Origin of the sequence: Kitasatospora phosalacinea, assembly GCF_000717185.1 — a bacterium.
Lineage (GTDB): Bacteria > Actinomycetota > Actinomycetes > Streptomycetales > Streptomycetaceae > Kitasatospora > Kitasatospora phosalacinea_A.
Genome location: NZ_JNYE01000062.1, coordinates 41,577 through 59,035 on the forward strand (window position 1 = coordinate 41,577; position 17,459 = coordinate 59,035).

The 17,459-nt window shown below is 75.3% G+C and carries 9 protein-coding genes and 2 pseudogenes; 2 read left to right on the forward strand and 9 right to left on the reverse strand.

The window, feature by feature from the left end; genetic code table 11:
• Positions 1-109: 109 nt before the first annotated feature.
• Entirely contained in the window at positions 110-4,180 is a 4,071-nt protein-coding gene (locus OO57_RS24340; RefSeq protein WP_051778184.1) for a DUF7507 domain-containing protein, read from the reverse strand.
• A 358-nt stretch (positions 4,181-4,538) separates the two neighbouring features.
• Here OO57_RS24340 and OO57_RS45920 point away from each other — a divergent pair.
• A pseudogene (locus tag OO57_RS45920) lies at positions 4,539-4,917 on the forward strand (lipase); the annotation flags it as partial.
• A gap of 196 nt (positions 4,918-5,113) precedes the next feature.
• Positions 5,114-6,559: an alpha-amylase gene (locus OO57_RS24350; RefSeq protein WP_418909911.1), complete on the forward strand. Its 1,446-nt coding sequence runs from the start codon at positions 5,114-5,116 to the stop codon at positions 6,557-6,559.
• A 52-nt stretch (positions 6,560-6,611) separates the two neighbouring features.
• Here the strand turns inward: OO57_RS24350 and OO57_RS46915 are convergent, their stop codons facing one another.
• The 8 genes and pseudogenes from OO57_RS46915 to OO57_RS24385 form a co-directional block, all read right to left on the reverse strand.
• Complete coding sequence (locus OO57_RS46915) at positions 6,612-9,251, reverse strand: glycosyl hydrolase-related protein (protein WP_033254756.1); 2,640 nt, start codon at positions 9,249-9,251, stop codon at positions 6,612-6,614.
• Positions 9,248-9,946 (reverse strand): N-acetylmannosamine-6-phosphate 2-epimerase, encoded by a 699-nt coding sequence (locus OO57_RS45930; RefSeq protein ID WP_234337488.1) that lies wholly within the window; start codon positions 9,944-9,946, stop codon positions 9,248-9,250. The genes OO57_RS46915 and OO57_RS45930 overlap by 4 nt, the downstream gene beginning before the upstream one ends.
• A gap of 402 nt (positions 9,947-10,348) precedes the next feature.
• Positions 10,349-11,779: pseudogene (locus OO57_RS45935) on the reverse strand (FAD-dependent oxidoreductase); the annotation flags it as partial.
• Complete coding sequence (locus tag OO57_RS24365; protein WP_051778186.1) at positions 11,776-13,395, reverse strand: DUF4127 family protein; 1,620 nt, start codon at positions 13,393-13,395, stop codon at positions 11,776-11,778. The gene OO57_RS24365 and the pseudogene OO57_RS45935, both read right to left, overlap by 4 nt.
• Positions 13,392-14,819: an ROK family protein gene (locus OO57_RS42870; RefSeq protein ID WP_063737633.1), complete on the reverse strand. Its 1,428-nt coding sequence runs from the start codon at positions 14,817-14,819 to the stop codon at positions 13,392-13,394. The genes OO57_RS24365 and OO57_RS42870 overlap by 4 nt, the downstream gene beginning before the upstream one ends.
• Positions 14,816-15,586, reverse strand: coding sequence for a GntR family transcriptional regulator (locus tag OO57_RS24375; protein WP_081973917.1), 771 nt, complete (start codon positions 15,584-15,586; stop codon positions 14,816-14,818). Before OO57_RS24375 ends, OO57_RS42870 begins: the two co-directional genes overlap by 4 nt.
• Entirely contained in the window at positions 15,583-16,488 is a 906-nt protein-coding gene (locus OO57_RS24380; protein WP_033254757.1) for a carbohydrate ABC transporter permease, read from the reverse strand. Before OO57_RS24380 ends, OO57_RS24375 begins: the two co-directional genes overlap by 4 nt.
• Positions 16,485-17,363, reverse strand: a complete 879-nt coding sequence (locus OO57_RS24385; protein WP_051778187.1) for a carbohydrate ABC transporter permease — start codon at positions 17,361-17,363, stop codon at positions 16,485-16,487. Before OO57_RS24385 ends, OO57_RS24380 begins: the two co-directional genes overlap by 4 nt.
• Positions 17,364-17,459: the final 96 nt, after the last annotated feature.

Below are 17,459 nucleotides of genomic sequence, written 5' to 3' on the forward strand. Positions count from 1 at the left end.
GGACCGACCGACGCCGACAGGCTGTCTTGTAGCCGATTCGTGGGCCCGGAGAAGGGGGCAGCCCCCGGGCCGGGGGGCGCGGGGGCTGCGGGGGATGGAGCGGTCGGGGTCAGGGGCGGCTCCGGCGGGTGCGGGCGGTGGTGAGGACGGTGCCGGCGGCGATGGCCAGGGCGGCGGCCATGCCCGCGTACCAGACCAGGGCGTCGGTGCCGGTGTCGGGCAGCGGGGCCGGGCCCGGGGTGGGGCTGGGGCTGGGGGCCGGGTTCGGGACGGTCTTGTCGTGGGTGGAGCAGGCGGTGTCGGTCGAGCCGGCCGGGCAGTTGGAGTCGGCCGGGCCGGTGACGGTGTTGGCGAGTTCCCGGTCGCCGGTGTCGGGGTTGTTCACGGTGACGGAGTAGGTGATCGTCGCCGCGCCGCCCGCGGGCACGTCACCCGTCCAGGAGAGGACCGGGGCCGCGTAGGAGACGGTGCCGGAGGTGGCCTTCGCGTCGCCGCCGTAGACGGCGTCGTCCAGGTCACCGCCCAGGTCGTCGGTGACGCTCGCGCCGGGGTAGTCGGCCTTGCCGGTGTTCTGCACCGTCACCGTGTAGGTGACCCGGTCGCCGTCCTTGACCGGGTCCTTCGCGTCCGAGGTCTTGGTGATGGCCAGGTCCGCGATGCCGTCGGCGGTGGTGCAGCCGGGGGCGCTGCGCCGCGGCGGGCAGGTGGAGTTGTTGGGGCCGGTGACGGTGTTGGTGAGCTGGTGGTCGCCGGTGTCGGGGTTGTCGACGGTCACCGAGTAGGTGAGGGTGACGGTCTGTCCGGCCGGGACGGCGCCGGCCCAGGCGAGGGTGGGCTCCCGGTAGGTGAGGGTGCCGGAGGTGGCCTTGGCGTCGCCGTTGTAGGCGGCGTCGTCGAGGTCGCCGCTGAGGTCGTCGGTGGCGAAGGCGGCCGGGTAGTCGGCGGTGCCGTCGTTGGTGACGGCGACGGTGTAGGTGACGGTGTCGCCGGGCTTGACCGGGTTCTTCGCGTCGGAGGTCTTGGTGATGGCCAGGTCGGCGATGTCGTCGCTGGTGGAGCAGGCCGGGTCGCTGCCACCGGCCTGGCAGTTGGAGCCGTTGGGGGCGACGACGGTGTTGGCGAGTTCCTTGTCGCCGGTGTCGGGCTTGTTGACCCGCACCGAGTAGGTGAGCGTGATCGTCTCGCCGGGTGCCACGTCGCCCGTCCAGCTGAGCACGGGGGCCGCGTAGGTGGCGGTGCCGACGGCGGTGCCGTTGGCGTTGACGGCCTTGGCGTCGTTGTCGTACGCGGCGTCGTCCAGGTCGCGGCTGAGGTCGTCGCTGAGCGTCGCGGCCGGGTAGACGGCCTTGCCGGGGTTGGTGACGGTCACGGTGTAGGTGACCTTGGTGCCGGGCCGGACGGGGGCGCGGCGGCTGTCGGAGGTCTTGGTGACCTGCAGCGCGGCGATCCGGTCGCGGGTGGTGCAGCGCGGGTCCTTCGCCCCGGGCGGGCAGTTGGAGTCGGCCGGGCCGGTGACGGCGTTGGCCAGCTCGTAGTCGCCCGTGTCGGGGTTGCCGACCGTCACGGAGTAGGTGACCGTCACGCTCTGGCCCGCCGGGACGTCGCCCGTCCAGGAGACCACCGGCGCCGCGTACGAGACCGTGCCGGAGCCCGCCTTCGCGTCGCCGTTGTAGACGGCGTCGTCCAGGTCGCCGCTGAGGTCGTCGGTGACGCTCGCGCCGGGGTACGGGGCGGTGCCGGTGTTGGTGACGGTGACGGTGTAGGTGACCTTGTCGCCCGCCTTGACCGGGTTCTGGGCGTCGGAGGTCTTGGCGACGGTCAGCTGGGCGATGTTCCCGGCGGTGGAGCAGACCGGGTCGCTGCCACCGGGCGGGCAGTTGGAGTCGGCGGGGCCGACCACCGCGTTGGTGACCTGCTTGTCGCCCTTGGCGGGCTTGTCGACGGTCACCGAGTAGGTGATGGTCACCGAGCCGCCCGCGGGCACGACGCCGTTCCAGCTCAGCACGGGGGCGGCGTAGGAGACGGTGCCGGAGCTGGCCTTCGCGTCGTTGTCGTAGGTGGCGTCGTCGAGGTCCTTGCCGAGGTCGTCGGTGATCGAGGCGCCGGTGTACGGGGCGGTGCCGGGGTTGGTCAGGACGACGGTGTAGGTGATCTTGTCGCCGGGCTTGACCGGGTTCTTCGCGTCCGAGGACTTGGCGATCTTCAGTTCGGCGATCGGGACGGTCGAGGAGCAGGCCCGGTCGGTGGAGCCCGCGGCGCAGTTGGAGTCGGCGGGGCCGACGACCGCGTTGGCGAGCTGGTGGTCACCGGTGTCGGGCTGGTTGACGGTCACCGAGTAGGTGATCGTCACGCTCTGGCTCGCCGCCAGGTCGCCGTTCCAGGTGAGGGTGGGCGAGGCGAACGCGACCGTCCCCGAGGAGGCCTTGGCGTCGTTGCCGTACGCCGCGTCGTCCAGCACCTTCGTCAGGTCGTCGCTGACGCTCACCCCGGTGCGGGGGGCGCCGACCAGGTTGGTGACGGTGACGGTGTAGGTGACCTTCTGGCCGGGCTTGGCCGTGGCGGTGTCGGCGGTCTTGGTGACCTCGATGCCGGTCGCGTCCTCGTGGGTGGTGCACCCGGCCTCGGTGCCGGTGGTGCAGTTCGAGTAGCCGTTGCCGGTGACGCTGTTGTCGAGCTTGCCGTCGCCGCCGTCGGGGTTGTTGACGGTCACCGAGTAGGTGATGGTGGCGCTGTCACCGGCGGCCAGGGTGCCCGACCAGCTCAGCTTCGGCGCCGCGTAGGTGGCGGTGCCCGCGGTGGCCTCGGCGTCGCCGTCGTACGTCGCGTCGTCGAGGACGGCGGTCAGGTCGTCGACCGCGGTGGCGTCCACCGGGACGCGGCCGGTGTTCTCGACCGTCACGGTGTAGGAGACCTTGTCGCCCGGGTGCACGGTGCTGCCGGAGGCCGGGGAGGCGGTCTTGGTGATCGTGTACTGCGGGACGGCGAACTCCACCGTCGCGCACTCGGGGGCCAGCAGGCCGACCAGGTCGGCGGTGTTGGCCGCGCAGTTCTGGTAGGTGGCGGCGGTGGCGGAGGTGACGTCCACGCTCAGCGTGCAGGAGGCCTGACCAGCCGTCAGGTCACCGGCCAGCTTCACCGAGGTGCCGCCCGCATCGGCGGTGACCGTGCCGTTGGTACAGGTGGTGGCGGTGTTCGGGGTGCCCGCCACGGTCAGGCCGGCGGGCAGGTTGTCGGTGAACGACCAGCCGGCCTTCGCCAGCAGGTCCGAGGTGTTGGTGATGGTGAACGTCAGCGTGGACGTCCCGCCGACCGGGGCGGGCGAGGGGCTGAAGGACTTGTCGATCTGCGGGGTGACGTCCAGCACCCGGATGTTGTCGAACGCCGCGTCGTTGCCCGAGCCGGTGTTGGCGCTGTTGCGCAGGATGATCCCGAACTGGCTGCCGGTGAACAGGTACGGCTTGTTCGCCGTCGCCTGCACGGCCTTGATCGGGGCCTTGGCGTCCGGGTAGGTGTAGGTCTTGGCGCCCGGGTCGGTGCACGGGTTGAGCGGCACCGTGTTCAGTGGGGTCTCGGTGCCGCCGGCGGTGAGGAAGAAGTTCTGCTGCGGGTCCGCGTACGCGCCGTCGTAGCAGACCGCGCCGGAGGCGATGGAGGCCGTCAGGTAGTGGTTGGCGCCCGTGACGGGGATGTCCGTGTTGGTCTGCAGCTGGATGTCGGTGGGTGTGTAGGTGCCGTCCTCGGTCCAGGCCGCGACGCTGTGGTTCTTCGTCGGCGCGGCGTCGCCGCTGTACTCGCCGATCGCGGTCGCCACGTCCGCCAGGGTGTTCCAGAACTCGTCGGTCTTGCACTCCGCCGGAACGGGGCCCCGCTCGTCGTAGTCCATCACCCAGCCGTTGCAGAACGCCAGCCAGGACGGCGACGCGGTGTACGTCATGCCCGTCGCGCCCGTGTAGGCGGGCAGCCGGATCGGGGCCAGGCCCGCCATGCCGTTCTCGAAGTCCTCGCTGTACACCACCGTCGGATCGGCCGGCACCCCCGCCGCCCGGTGCACCCCGGACCCGGCCGTCTCGGCCTTCGCCGCCTGCCCGCCGTGGCCCGCCGCCGCGACGGGGGTCACGCCCAGCGTGCTCAGCGCCAGGCCGAGCGTCACCGCCAGGGCCGACTCCCACCGCGTCCGCATGCGACCACCTGCCGGTTTCAACCGAAGCATCCGGTGCCTCTCCCTCGTGACTGACGTTTCGTCAAGAGGGGAGTTTCGCCCTGTTTCTCACCGATTTCTCACCCGGCTTCCCTGACACGCGGAAACCGGCCCCGAACGGCCGCCACCGGACCTGCCGGTCCGACCGGCCCGGGTCCTCACCGCCTTCACCCGCGGCAGCGGCGGAACCGGCGACCGGGCTCCGGTCCGGCGCGGTCGGAGGGCGATCCGGTAGGTGCCGCCGTCCGGGGTGTCGGCGAAGTGCAGCCACGGGGTGCTGGTGCGGCAGTGGATGCGTTCGGTCCACCGGCGGGCGCGGGTGCTGGTGTCGCGTCGCGACCGCAGCAACCACGCCCACCCCGCCCTGTGGGCCGCCGCCCACGCGCCGTCCTCGTTCGCGTTCGTCGCCTGCTCCGGAGCCACCACGAAGGACGTCCTCAGCAACCAGCTCTCCGCGCTGAACGGTTCGACCACCCTGGTCAGCATCAGCGTCGGCGGCAACCAACGGGGCCGCCGACACGATCGACTCCGTCGTCGCGGCCCGCGCGGCCGCCGCCGGGTTCGGCTTCGGCGACGTCCGCCAGGTCTTCGCCGACCACGAGATCTGCTCCTCCGACCGGTGGCTGAACAGCACCCGGATCCCGGTCCACGAGAGCTACCACCCGAACGCCGCCGGTCACGCCAACGGCTACCTGCCGGTCTTCGGCGCGCGGGTCTGAGCACCGGTCCGCCCGCCGCCGGGTGGGGCGGCGGGCGGACCGGCCGGGGTCGGCGGGAACCCTTGACGGCTCCGTCGGCGGGCCGTACGTTCTGCGCTGCCGCAAGTGTTTCCGGCAAGTTGCACGAGATTTGCAGCAATCTCCCGCAAGCCGAAGCACGTCGCGCATCCCGGCTCCCACCCCACCAGGAGATCCCGTGGACCACCCCTCCCCCGCACCCCGCCACCGGCGCCGGGCCGCGCTCACCGCCGCCGCCCTGGCCGTCGTCACCGCGGCGACCGGCCTGGCGACCGCCCCCACCGAGGCCGTTGCCGCCACCCCCGGCAGCAAGACCGTCACCGCCACCCTGTTCGAGTGGTCCTACGCCTCCGTGGCGAAGGAGTGCACCAACGTGCTGGGCCCCAAGGGCTACGGCTACGTCGAGGTGTCGCCCCCGCAGGAGCACGTCCAGGGCAGCCAGTGGTGGACGTCCTACCAGCCGGTCAGCTACAAGATCGCCGGACGGCTGGGCAGCGCGACCGCCTTCGGCGCCATGGTCAGCACCTGCCACGCCGCGGGCGTGAAGGTGGTCGTCGACGCCGTGGTCAACCACATGAGCGCGGGCAGCGGCACGGGCACCGGCGGGACAGTCTACACCAAGTACGACTACCCGGGCTACTACCAGACCCAGGACTTCCACTCCTGCCGGACGAACATCTCGAACTACGCGGACCGCGCCAACGTGCAGAACTGCGAACTCTCCGGCCTGGCCGACCTGGACACCGGCAGCGACTACGTCCGCTCCACCATCGCCGCCTACCTCAACAGCCTGCTCGCCAAGGGCGTCGACGGCTTCCGGATCGACGCCGCCAAGCACATCGCCGCCGGCGACCTCGCCGCCATCAAGGCCAAGCTGACCAACCCCGGCACCTACTGGGCGCAGGAGGTCATCTACGGCGCGGGCGAGGCCGTCCAGCCCTCCGAGTACACCGGCACCGGCGACGTCGACGCCTTCATGGGCGCCTACGACCTCAAGCGGATCTTCACCGGCGAGAAGCTGGCCTACCTGGGCAACTGGAACGACTCCTGGGGCGCGGGCTACCTGCCGAGCGCCAACTCCCGCACCTTCACCGACAACTGGGACACCGAGCGCAACGGCTCCACCCTGAACTACAAGTACGGCAACACCTACACCCTCGCCAACGTGTACCTGCTGGCCTGGCCGTACGGCTCGCCCAACGTCTACTCGGGCTACGAGTTCAGCGACATCGACGCCGGGCCGCCGAACGGGGGCACCGTCAGCGCCTGCTACCAGAACGGCTGGAAGTGCCAGCACGCCTGGCGGCAGATCGCCAACATGGTCGGCTTCCGCAACGCCGTGAACGGCACCGCGGTCACCAACTGGTGGTCCGACGGGAACAACGCGATCGCCTTCGGCCGCGGCTCCAAGGGCTACGTGGCGATCAACCACGAGAGCAGCGCACTCACCCGGACCTTCCAGACCTCGCTGCCCGCCGGGAGCTACTGCGACGTCCAGCACGGCGACCCGAGCGCGGGCGGCGGCTGCAGCGGGCCCAGGTACACCGTCGCGGCCAACGGCACCTTCACCGCCACGGTCGGCGCGGGCGACGCCGTCGCCCTGTACGCGGGCGCGGGCGGCTGAACGTCGTGCGCCCGGGGGCCCGGCGGTCCGGCCCCCGGGCGCACGACGCCGGTCAGGGGCGGGTCAGGCGCAGGCTGACCAGCGCGTACGGGGCCAGCTCCAGGGCGAGGGCACCGGCCGGGTACGCCTCCCCGGCGGGCGACTCGTCCAGGCGGACCGGCGCGGCCCGCCAGCCGTCGGGGAGCTCGACCTCGGCGGCGGCCGGCCGGCCCGTCGGGTTGGACAGGCGCAGCACCAGGCCGTCGCCGTCCTCCGCGCCCTTGAGGGCGGTCATCCGCGCGCCGCGCACCCGCAGGCCGGGGGCGCCGGTCGCCGCGGGGGCGGTGCCGGGGCGCAGTTGGGCGGCGCGCAGCGGCACGGTGGCGGCCTCGGCGAGCGCGACCAGGTCGGCGTCGGCGGCGACGGGGGCGCCGACGGCCAGCGCCAGGTCGTAGGAGTGCCGACGGCGGCACTGGGCCTCGGGGGTGGCCATCATCGGTCCGGCGCCGGTGGTGCGGGCGTTCAGGTCGAAGCGGGAGAGCCAGCCGACCGCGCGCAGCAGGGTGACCACCATCTCGTCCTGCCCCGAGGGGCTGAACTCGGCCGCCAGGCCGGTCCGTTCGGGCAGTCCGGCGGCGGCGACGGCGATCCGCAGCTCGCCGTCGCCGATCGCGGAGACGCTCTGCACGGGTACGCAGCCGTACTCGGCCTCGTGGGCGCGTTCGGTCGGCAGCGGCCCGAGGTCGGGGCCGACCGGGTGGTCGAGCAGGCTGTAGTGGGTGTCGGCGCTCCAGCGGGCGGACGGGGCCGGGGTGGGGAAGTGCGCCCGCAGGCGGTGGTCGTCGGCGGTGTTGTCGAAGGTCAGGTTCCACCGCAGCGGGCCGTCGTGGCCGGGCCAGTGCGCGACGGTGACCGTCAGCGGGACCTCCACCGTGTCGGCCGAACGGGCGGCGCGGTCGGCGGTGAGGCCGGTCGGCAGCTCGATCACCGCGTCGAGCTCCAGCACCGAGCGCACCGCGGAGGTGCGGCGGCGGGCGGCGCGCAGGCGGGGCACCCGGGGGGCGTCGTGCGCGACGGGGTCGAAGTTGTAGGTGTCGCCGCGGTCGCCCTCGTCCCGCAGGGCGGCCAGGCCGGGCAGTTCGGTGCCGTCGGCGAGCCGCAGCGTCAGGGCCGCGTCGTCCCCGGCGGTCAGGGCGGCGCCGTCGGCCAGCGGCAGGGCGCGCACGCCCTCCTCGACGGTGGCGCCCGCGTCCGGCCTCGGGGTGTCGCCCAGGAGGACGGTGTGCACCGCGTGGCCGAGGGCGGGCACGTCGGCGGCCAGCAGGTGCAGGCGGTGGCGCAGGGCGGGGCGGGAGTCCGGGAGCAGGTCGAGGTCGGCCTCGAACGCGGTCTCCTCGCCGAGGAGTTCGGCCTCGAACGGGACGGGGGCGCCGTCCGGCCCGGTGACGGCCTGCGGGTGGCGGCCGGGCGCGGTCAGCAGTTCGACCGTGACGGGGCCGGTGTGCGGGCGCGGGTGCGGGTTGAGGACGGCGAAGGCGGCCCGCTCGGTCTCCGGGTCGCCGTAGCGGCGGGTGTCCAGGCCCGCGGCGCCCAGGGCGCGCAGCACCAGGTGGTCGGCGGTCTGTCCGACCCGCTCGAAGCGGACCTCGTTCTCGCGGTGCACCTCGTCCACGCTGCAGCCGCAGATCGAGTCGTGCGGGGCGTTGCGCAGCAGCAGCTCCCAGGCGTGGCGCAGTTCGGCGGCGAGGGTGGCGTCGCCGGGGGCGTGCAGCGCCAGCAGGGGTTCGGCCCAGCGCTCCAGGTCGGTCTGGGCGGCGGCGTTGGCCTGCTTGAGGTAGGTGCGCGCCGAGAAGGTGCCGGGGAGCAGGAAGGTGAGGCGGCCGGGGCGGTGGCGCAGCGGTCCTTCGACCAGCGGGACGCCGCCCGCCTCGGCGGCCTCGCGGGCGGCGGCGAAGAACGCGGCCAGGGTGCTCTCGCCGAGGGCGGCGCCCTGCTCTGCGGCGGCGGGGGCGGTGGCGGCGAGCGCCCCGGCGGGGTCGGTGGGGGCGAGGTGGTCGCCGCCGTTCATCAGCAGCCAGGGGCCGCCGGGCAGGCGGTCGCGTTCGGCGGTGAGGAAGTCCTTCAGGCGGGCCGCGCGGCCGCTGTCGCCGTCGGGTTCGGCCCACAGCACCTCGGCGGCGTGGTAGCCCTGGTTGGCGGCCAGCACCTGGGAGCCGTCGGGCGAGCGCCAGTGGAAGCGGGCGACGCCGTCGGGGGCGCCGCGCCAGACCAGGGCGGTGTCCATGCCGAAGCCGTTGAGGATGCGCGGCAGGTCGGCGGGGTGGCCGAAGGTGTCCGGGCAGTAGCCGACGTCGGCGAGCACGCCGACCCGGGCGCCCCAGCGGCGGGCGGTGAGCAGGTTGCGGACCAGGTTCTCGCCGGAGACGAGCTGGTTGTCGGCGAGCACGTGCCAGGGGCCGAGGGTGAGGCGCCCGGCCCTGGCGTGGGCGGCGAGCCGGTCGGCGAGGTCGGGGCGCAGCGCCTGGACGTCGGCGAGCACGATGGTCTGGCCGTCCAGGTGGAAGGTGGTCATCCGGCCGTCGTCGAGTTCGGCGCAGACGCGTGCGGCGAGTTCGACGAGGCGGGCGCGGTAGGACTCGAACGGGCGGTACCACTCGCGGTCCCAGTGCACGTGGGTGACGACGTGGCAGTCCACGGGCGGGGTGGTGGTCACGACTGGTCCTCCGGGGCGGTGCGGGCGGGTACGGGAACGGCGAGGGCGGCGGCGAAGCGGGCGGTCAGGGCGGCGGGGCGGGTGATGGCGCCGCCGACCACGACGGTGTGGGCGCCCGCGGCGAGGGCGGCGGCGGCCTCGTCGGGGGTGGTGATGCGGCCCTCGGCGACGACGGGGACGTCGAGGCGTTCGGCGAGGGCGCGCACCAGGGCCAGGTCGGGTCCGTCCTGGTCGGGGCTGTCGGGGGTGTAGCCGGAGAGGGTGGTGCCCACCAGGTCGGCACCGGCGGCGGCCGCGGCCAGGCCCTCCTCCAGGGTGGCGACGTCCGCCATGACGGGGATGCCGCGGGCGTGCAGCGCCGCGATCGTCTCGGCGAGGGTGCGGCCGTCGGGCCGGGGGCGGCCGGTGCCGTCCAGGGCGACGACGTCGGCGCCGGCCTCGGCCACGGCGAGGGCGTGTTCGAGGGTGGGGGTGATGTACGGGCCGTCCTCGCCGTCCTTCCACAGGCCGATGACGGGGAGCGGGACAGCCATCCGGACGGCGGCGATGTCGGCCGGGCCGTTGATCCGCACCGCGGCCGCGCCGCCGCTGTGCGCGGCGACGGCCATCTGCGCCATGTACTGCGGGCCGTGCAGCGGCTCGCCGGGCAGGGCCTGGCAGGAGACCACGAGGCGTCCGGCCAGGCCGGGCGGCAGGGGCGGACGGCGGCGGGTCGGCGGCGGGTCGGGGAGCACGGCGGGCCTCTCTCGGCGGGTGCCGGGGGTGCGGTGCTCGACGGCCGTGCCCAGCGCGGTGACGACGTCCCGCCAGGGGGCGCCGGGCGGCAGGTGGTCGGCGGCGCGCCCGGCGCCCGGGGCGAGCAGGTCGGCGGCGGCGGTCAGGGCGGCCCGGTCCTGCGCGTCGGCGGGCTCCTGCGGGTCGGCGGTCAGCCGCTCCAGGCGGGCCCCGCCGAGGCCCCCGGCGGCGGCGAGCAGGTGGGCGGGGGCGAACAGCGGGTCGGCCGGGTCGAGGTCGGTGAGCCAGGCGAGCGGCACGCCGCGCCGGGTCAGGGCGAGCTGGAGGTGTGTCAACTCGGCGCGCTCCGCGAGCAGTTCGGCCGGGTCGAGGGCGCGGGCGAGGGCCTGCGCGGCCAGCGTTCCGGCCGCCTCGCCGACCGCCCACTCGCCGTGGTGCACCCGGTAGGCGGCCGCGGCGGCCTGGGTGGCCGCCAGGTTCTTCGCGGCGGCCAGCAGGTTGCGCGGGGTGTCGGCCACCAGTGCCGACAGCGGGACCTGGAACGGCGCCGTGGGCGAGTACGCCGACTGCGGGTGGCCGATCCGGGCGTGCAGGTCCATGTGGTAGAGGGCCAGGCCGCCGCTGTCGGGCCGGTTCGCGGCGCGGGCCGCACCGGGGACGGGCTCCAGGTCCTGCTGCCGGACGGGCGCGGCCGGGGCCAGGCGGCGGGACTCGCGCACGTACGGTTCGGCGGCCAGGCCGCCGGGGGCGCAGTGCCCGTCCGCGACCGGGCGCAGGCCCGGGTAGCCGCGGCCGCTGCCGTCGTCGCGCGGGCACTCGGTCTGCAGCCAGTGCAGGAAGGCGAGGGACAGCCGGCGGGACTCGGCGCGGGCCCGTTCGGGTTCGTGCACGAGGGAGGTGTCGGCGTAGTCGTTGCCCGCCCAGTTGATCAGGGCGAGGTCGGTGGTGCCGAACCGCGCGCCCTCGCGCAGGCGGCGGTACGTCCAGAACGGCGGGTGGCCGTCCGGCCCTTCGGTGAACATCCGGTAGCGGTGCGCGCGGCCGTCCCAGCCGGCGATCTCCAGGGTGAACGGCTGGGCGTCGCGCCAGCGTTCGTACCCCTCGGGCCGCGGCACGGTGTGGTCCTCGCCGGGGCGGTGCTCGACCAGCAGGCCGGTGGTGCAGGACTGCACGGCGTGCGGGTGCGGGCCGCCGGGCAGCGCGAGGCTCTCGCCGAATGCGGCGCGGCCCTCCGAGCCGATCGCCCAGGGCGCGCCGGCCAGCGGCAGCAGCTCGCCGGTCTCGGTGGCGTCGCAGAACAGCACGGCGGCGACGGCGAGTTCGCGGCCCTCCCGGTCGCGCAGCCGCACCGAGGTCAGGCGCCCGTCCTCGCGCACCGCGCGGACGGGGCGCACGCCGGTGACGATCCGCAGCCGGCCGGCGGCGACGTGCGGGGCGAGCAGGGCGTCGAGGACGCGCAGCGCCGCGGCGGGCTCGAAGCACAGGCGGCTGACCCAGCCGCCGCCGGGGTTGTCGGCGCCGCCGTACTCGGCGCGCAGCGCGCGGCGCAGCCGCTGGTAGGAGGCGGAGGCACCGCCGGGCGCCTCGATGTGCGGGTGTTCGTCGAGGGCCGGGACGAGTTGGGTGGTGATCTGCCCGCCGAGCACCTGCTGCTCGCAGGTCAGCACCACGGTACGGCCCGCTTCCGCGGCGGCCAGGGCCGCGGCGACGCCGCCGAGTCCGCCGCCGATCACGGCGATCTCGGCGGTCTCGGCGGTCAACTGCTGGACGGGGGTGGTCTCGTGGGGGGTCATCGGGCGTCCTCCGGGGCGCCGGGGCGGGTGGCGGGGGCGGGGTGGGCGACGTCGGCGGCGCCGTGGTCGCAGGCGCCCCCGGTGAGGGTGAAGTCGACCTCGAAGGTCCGGGACCAGGGCAGCCGGACGGAGCCGGGGTCGACGGCCAGGCCGTCGAAGCCGGGCAGTTCGGCGCGGCGGCGGGCCAGGCCGGCGGCGATGTCGGCGAGCACGGGGTGGTCGGCGGGGACGTGGTCGTGCCGGGTGGGGTCGCTGCCGAGGACGGCGCGGACGCGGGCGCGTTCGCCGCTCATCCAGCCCCGGTCCTCGACCAGGCGGTGCAGCAGCAGGCGCCGGTGGGCGCGTTCGTCGAAGCGCCCGGCCCGGCGGGCGGCGACGGCCGTCACGGTGTGGGCGGCCACCGTGCCCAGGGTGTTGCCCGCGGTGTTCCAGCCCGCGTACGCGGTCAGCTGCTCCAGGATCCCCGCCTCGGCCAGGGCGCGGACCAACTCCGGGTCGGCGCCGTTGGGTTGGGCGCAGTCGGCGACGGCGACGGCCTGTCCGGCGGCCAGCAGGTCGGCGGCGCGGGCGGCCAGTGCCCGGGCGGGGGCCGGGTCGGTGGCGGCGGGCGGGGCGACCGCCCAGTCACCGGTGCCGTCGGGGGTGTGCACGAGCAGCACGACGTCCGGGGTGCCGGTGTCCGGGGTGCCGGTGTCCGGGGTGCCGGTGTCCGGGGTGCCGGTGTCCGGGTCCGGGAGGACGACCGCCCCGCAGGCCTGGAGCTGCCGGGTCGCCGTGGTGGCCACCGGCACGTTCTCGTAGGCGGCGGTGCGGCGCAGCCCGGCCGGGTCGGCGGCCTCGATCCGGACGGTCGGCGCGGGGCCGCCCAGCAGGTCGAGCAGGGTGCGGGCGAGCAGCACGGTGCAGGCCTCGTCGGCGCCGGGCCGGACGCTGACGCGTCCGTGCAGGCCGAGCCAGGCCGTCCAGGTGTCCAGCCAGTGCAGTTCGGCGGTGGCCAGACCGTGCTCGGCGGTGTCGTCGGCGCCGACGACGAGGGTGCGCAGGGTGCCGTCGGCGACCAGTTCCAGGGCGGCCAGGTTGACGGCGTGGTTGCGCACCCGGCGGGTGAGGAAGTCCGCGCGGACGGCGGTCGGCACCTCGGCGGCCCCCAGGGTCGCGGCGACGGCGGCCGGGTCGTCGGCGCCGCGGTGCAGGTCGGCGGAGAGCCGGTGCAGGACCGGGCCGTGCGGGTCCCAGTAGGCGGGCTCCTCCATGGCGTCGGCCGAGTCGGGGGTCCGGGTGATCAGGGTGACGGCGTGCACGGCGACGCCGCGCGCGGCCAGGGCGTGCAGCGGCGCCCAGGCGGCGGTGACGGAGGCGACGGTGGCCGGGCGGGTGCGGGAGGCGATCAGGCCGCCGTGTCCCACTGTCTCCAGGGAGACGACGGCGGCGTCGGCCTCGACGGCGGCGAGCCAGGCGGCGAGGGCGTCGGGGTCGCCGGGTTCCCGCAGTCTCGGCATGGTGTCGGCGGGCGGGGTGAGCAGGTGGACGCCGGCCACGGCGGCGACCAGGCGCGGCAGTTCGGCGCAGGCCGGGCGTTCGTCCAGCGGGACCAGGGCGATGCGGGGGGTGCTCACGGCGTTCCTGCGCTTTCGGAGGGTTCGGCGGCCCGCTGCCCGCGGGTGTCGCGGGTCGACGCGGCAGGCGGTGCGGGGGCGTCCGCGGGGGCCGCCCCGGGCGCGGCGCCGGTCCCCGGCGGGCGGGCGCCGACGGCGGCGGGCCCGCCGGTGCGTCCGGCGCCGCCGCCCGGGGCGACGGCCGGACCGCGCCGGCTGGACACCTGGTCGGCCCGGCTCGGCCCGCGCGAGCGCGTCGGCGTCCCGCCCGGGGCGACGGCGGACGCGCCGTCGGGATCCGCGGTGTGCGGCGGGCGGGCGCCGCCCGGTCCGCCGACCCCGGCGGTCCCCGCTCCGGGAGCGTCCGCGCCCTGCGGCCCGCCGCTCCCCCCTGCCGGGGCGACGGCGGACGCGCCGTCGGGATCCGCGGTGTGCGGCCGTTCGGTCCGCGCGGCGCGGGCGTCCGGGGCCGCGGTGCCCGTCCCGGCCTGCGTGCGGGCCTCCGCCGCCGCGCCGATCAGGACGGCGTCGGCGTCCAGTGCGGAGCGCACCACCCGGACGTCGGCCAGCAGGGGCAGGGTGTGGACGGCGAGGGCGGCGCGCAGGCCGGTCTCGTACCAGGGGCCGGCGGCGGCCGCGCCGCCGCCGAGGACGACCACGTCGGGGTCGAGCGCGGCGACGACGCCCGCCAGTGCCGTGCCCAGGGCGTACCCGCCGGAGTGCAGGACGGACCGGGCGACCGGGTCCCCGGCCTTGGCCAGCGCAGCGACGGCGCGGAGGTCGGGCAGGTGGCGGTAGGGCAGTCGCCGGCGGGCCTCGGCGGCCATGGCCGGGCCCGCGGCCAGCGACTCGACGTGCCCGGTCGCCCCGCACGGGCAGGCGGTTCCTTCCGCCCCGGGGACGGGCAGGTGGCCGAGGTGGCCGGCCGCGCCGTGGGCGCCGCGCAGGACTCGGCCGCCGACGGCGACGGCTCCCCCGATGCCCGTGCCGGCCATCACGCCGACGGCCACCCCGGTGTGCCGGGCGGCCCCGGCTGCGCACTCGCCGGACAGGAACGCCTGCACGTCGTTCAGGACGGTGGCGGGCAGCCGCAGTTCCCGTTCGGCGGCCGCGGCCAGTTCGGTTCCGGCCCAGCCGGGGAGCGCGGAGGTGGCGGCGACGATCTCGCGGCCGCGGGCGTCGACGACGCCCGCGGTGCCGAAGCCGACGGCGACGGGCGCGGCTCCGAGCGCGGTGCCCTCCTCGGCGGCGAGGACGGCCAGCCGCAGGGCGGCGGCGAGGACGGCGGCGCCGCCGTCGGCGGCGGGCGTCGGGACGGTGCGCCGGAGGATCGGCACGGGGCGGCCGTCGGCCTCGGTGACGACGGCCGCCGTGGTCTTGGTGCCGCCGATGTCCACGGCGAGGACCGGCGGCACCGCTGCGCGGTGCCCGGGGGTGGTGCTCATGGTCGGCGTTCCCTGGTGATGGTGAAGGTGAAGTCGTAGCGGTCGGCGCGGTAGAGGCTGACGGCGCGTTCGACGGCGCGGCCGCGGGCGTCCCGGGTGACCCGCTCGACGTACAGGGCGGGGAACTGCGGGGGCACGTTCAGCAGGGCGGCCTGGGCCGCGTCCACGAGGGTGGCCCGCACGGTCTGCTGGGCGCTCTCGGGGGCGGCGCCGGCCCGCTCCAGCAGGGTGTAGAGCGAGGCGGGTTCGCCCTGGTCGAGCAGGCCGGGCAGCAGGGCCTCGGGCAGCCAGACGTTCTCCAGGCACATGGGTTCGCCGTCGGCGGTGCGCAGCCGCTCCAGGTGGACCAGGGGGGTGCCGGGTTCGACGAACAGGTCGCGGGCGTTGACGACGTCGGCCGGGACGCGTTCCATCAGCAGCAGGCGGCCCGCGGGGGTCATGCGGCGGGCCCGGATGTCCTCGGAGAAGGACGTCAGGTGCAGCGACTTGCTGATCGTCTCGCGGTCGGCGACGAAGGTCCCCGAGCCCTGGACCCGGTAGAGGTGGCCCTCCTGGCTGAGGCGTTCGACGGCGCGGCGCACGGTGACCCGGCTGACGTCGTAGCGGGCCATCAGGTCGCGTTCGCTGGGCAGCGGGTCGTGCGGCGCGGCGCCCTCGACGAGGTCGAGCAGGGCGCGGCGCAGCGTCTCGTGCTTGGGTTCGCGGGGCTCGGCGGCCCCTGCCTGCTTGCCGACCCCGCGCGCGGTGCCGTTCGTCGTCGTGTTCATCCCTTGACCGCTCCCTCACCCACGCCACGGAAGAAGAACCGCTGCAGGGCGAAGAACAGGGCCAGCAGCGGCACGACGGCCATCATGGTGCCTGCGGCGATCACGCGCTGGTCATTGGTGAACGTGCCGGACAGGTACTGGATCCCCACGGTCAGCGTGTACTTGCCCTGGTCGGAGAGCGAGACCAGCGGCCACAGGAAGTCGTCCCAGCTGAAGACGAAGCTGAAGATGGCGACGGCGGCCAGGGTGCCGCGGACGGAGGGCAGGGCGATCCGCCGGAACCGCGTCCACTCGCCGGCGCCGTCCAGGATCGCGGCCTCCTCGACCTCGGCGGGCAGGCGGCGGAAGGCGTTGCGCATCAGCATCACCGACAGGCCGGAGGCGGCGCCGGGGAGCATCACGCCGAGCAGGGTGTCGGTCAGGTGCAGCGACCGGGCGACCAGGAACTCGGAGACCATGATGCTCTCGAACGGGATGATCATCGTGGCGAGGAAGATCCCGGCGGCGAGGCCGCGGCCGCGGAACTTCATCCGGGCCAGTGCGTAGCCGGCCATCGAGCCGAGCAGGCAGTTGGTGAGCACCGAACCGAGCGCCACGACCAGCGAGTTGCCCGCGTAGCGCAGCACGGGGACGGTGTCCAGCACCTCGGCGTAGTGGTGCAGGGTGGGGTGGGCGGGCAGGAGTTGGGGCGGGTAGCCGAAGACCCGCTCGCCGTTGCCCTTGAGGGAGGTGGACAGCTGCCACAGGAACGGGCCGACGGTGAGCGCGAACACGAGCGCCAGCAGCAGGTAGCGGCCGGCCAGTCCGGCGGCGGCGCGGACCCGGCGGGCGGTCGGGGCGGGGGCGGCCGGTCGGCGCGGGTCCGCGGCGGCCGGGGTGGGCGGGGTCTGCAGCGTGGTCATGCCCGTTCCTCCCGGGAGTTGAGGCGGGTGACGGCGACGGACAGGCCGAGGGTGCCGAGGAACAGCACGATGCTCATCGCGGAGGCGTAGCCCGCCTCGCCGCCGAGGCCGAGGCCGACCTCACGAATGGTGTAGACCAGGGTGCGGGCTTCGCCGCCCGGCCCGGCGCTGCCGTCGCTGAGGGTGTAGACCTCGGCGAACACCTTGGCGGAGCCGATCGCGGCCAGGGTGGCGACCAGCACCATGGTGGGCCGCACCAGCGGCAGGGTGACGTGGCGGAAGCGCCGCACGGCGCCCGCGCCGTCGACCTCGGCCGCCTCCAGCAGCGAGCGGGGCACGTTGGCCAGCGCGGCCAGGTAGACCACCATGTAGTAGCCCAGGCCCTTCCAGACGGTCATCGCCATGGCGCTGAACAGCAGCAGGTGCGCGTCGGTGAGGAACGGCACCGGCCCGGCGACCAGGTGGAGGCCGCGCAGCACCGAGTTGACCAGGCCGTCGTCGGAGAGCAGCCAGGACCAGATCAGGCCCGCGACCACCATGGACGCCACCACCGGCGAGTAGAAGACCGCCCGGAAGAAGCCGATGCCGGCGATCCGCTTCTGCACCAGCACCGCGAGCAGCAGCGGCAGCACCACCAGGCAGGGCACCACCACGGCGATGTACAGCAGCGTGTTGCGCACCGACTGCCAGAACTGGTCGTCGTGCAGCAGCCGCGCGTAGTTGTGCGTGCCGGTGAAGGTGCCGCCGCCGAGCGTGCTGGCGTCGGTGAACGACAGCACGGCGGTGTTGGCGAACGGGACGATGAAGAAGCAGACGGCCACGGCCAGGGCCGGGAGGAGGAAGAGCCAGGGGACGTACCAGCGTCGGCCGGTCACGGGGGTCTCCTGTCGTACGGGGCGGGTGGGGCGCGGGTCTCCGGCGGGGTGCCGTCGCGGGCGGCCACGGGGGACGGGTCGCCCGCGACGGCGGGT

Excerpts from the sequence above, each read along its gene's own strand:
- OO57_RS42870 (WP_063737633.1), bottom strand. The coding sequence starts at position 14,819 with ATGAGCACCACCCCCGGGCACCGCGCAGCGGTGCCGCCGGTCCTCGCC.
- OO57_RS24340 (WP_051778184.1), bottom strand. The coding sequence starts at position 4,180 with ATGCGGACGCGGTGGGAGTCGGCCCTGGCGGTGACGCTCGGCCTGGCG.
- OO57_RS24380 (WP_033254757.1), bottom strand. The coding sequence starts at position 16,488 with ATGACCACGCTGCAGACCCCGCCCACCCCGGCCGCCGCGGACCCGCGC.
- OO57_RS24375 (WP_081973917.1), bottom strand. The coding sequence starts at position 15,586 with ATGAACACGACGACGAACGGCACCGCGCGCGGGGTCGGCAAGCAGGCA.